Annotated in this window: 1 protein-coding gene; it reads right to left on the bottom strand. The window is 35.7% G+C overall.

Annotated features, from left to right (window positions below; translation table 11 throughout):
- Nucleotides 1-317: 317 nt before the first annotated feature.
- Entirely contained in the window at nt 318-1,256 is a 939-nt protein-coding gene (locus tag KKC1_RS15125) for a transposase (RefSeq protein ID WP_088555260.1), read from the bottom strand.
- Between the last annotated feature and the right edge of the window lie 169 nt (nt 1,257-1,425).

Genomic DNA, 1,425 nt, shown 5'->3' with positions numbered 1-1,425 from the left:
TCCCCCAAACTCTTTTTTTCGTAGAATTTGAGGGTTTTGCTACTCTATGTTTTGTAATGCTTTTTGCCAACAATAGCCTGATAAAATGCCACTGCCACACTCTTATCCTTTAACCGGGCTTGATTAACTAAAGAGAGATGAGCATATTCGGTAATTCTTTAAGGTAAGAGAGAAAATACTAGTTGCTTACAAGATTAAGGAAGAGGAAGTAAATAAAATTGAAAATTATGTTAGGTGAGAACCTAAAAATGGGCATACGAACCCCACGGTAAAAGATGTATTTTGTAAAAAGCTACTCTTTTATATTTAATTTATATCTAAGCAACTGCTTTGAAACCTACCAGAGATTTGGATTTATCTGCTTGATTGTTCCTGATAGCTGCAATTGCAAGAGTTAACAAACAAATATGTCCTATAGTATTTAGATTAGTTATTGAAGCCATGTTTCTGGCAGATGCCTTTTCCAAATTAAGGTTTTTCCAGCGGGAGTTGTATCTTTCCGATTCAGTTCTTAGAGCATAAATTCGCTTAAAAAAGATAGATTCCCGGTTAATGGAAGAGCGATAATCATCAGTAGTAATAGTTATGTATTTAGTACATCCGCGATATTTCTTACCATTAAAGTAATTAGGATGCTTACAGGGACATAAACTATCATCTTTTGAGTTCTTGAAAGGACATGAATACTTTTGCTTGGTTCGATTTTTAAGATATTGCTTACCATCTTTATGCATTGCTAAGCCAGCCTCGCAAAGAACACGTCCATCTGGTAGGGTGTCATGTTCTTTAGAATTTCTGGTATTCAGGGGTATAAAAGCATGGCCATTAAGCTCATGGCGAATATAGTTATGAATAGCCTTTGTATCGCAGCCTTTATCAGCGATGAAATAAGTTTCCTCTAAAGAAAACCATTCATTGGTTTTACTAAGAATATCAATAGCTACAGATGAATCTGCAACATCAGCAGTAGTAGTAATTTCAGCTATAGGCAAACCAGAAATAGCATCGGTAAGAACATGATTTTTATACCCCCAGTAAAATTCATACTTTTTGTTGTTATGGGCATTGCCGGCAGTATGAACACCTAATTTACAGTCCTTATCAGATTTAGGAGGATTTGATTTACTAAATCTATTTTTAGCAAAAGACTTGGGATTGTTTAATTTGGTGTTGGCACGGACAGGAGTTGAATCTAACGACACAAATGAACTATCAATAAAGCCCAATTCCTTTAAGGTATTAACTTGGTTTTTCATAATGTCAGCTAGCAAATCATGATCCAGGTCTTTGATAAATCTTTCAAAAGTCCAGTACGAAGGTAGGGGTTTGGAGATGTCGAAACCACATAGGTGAGATCTCTGAAAAACCCGTTAACCGTTGAAGCTGTAGGCTTACAGAGATTACCTGATTTTGACTAAATCCGTG

Origin of the sequence: Calderihabitans maritimus, assembly GCF_002207765.1 — a bacterium.
GTDB classification, from domain to species: Bacteria; Bacillota; KKC1; order Calderihabitantales; family Calderihabitantaceae; genus Calderihabitans; species Calderihabitans maritimus.
This window is presented reverse-complemented; position numbering and strand designations above follow the sequence as displayed.

What these genes read in the sequence shown, in the direction of transcription:
- KKC1_RS15125 (WP_088555260.1), bottom strand. Translation starts at nt 1,256, where the DNA reads ATGAAAAACCAAGTTAATACCTTAAAGGAATTGGGCTTTATTGATAGT.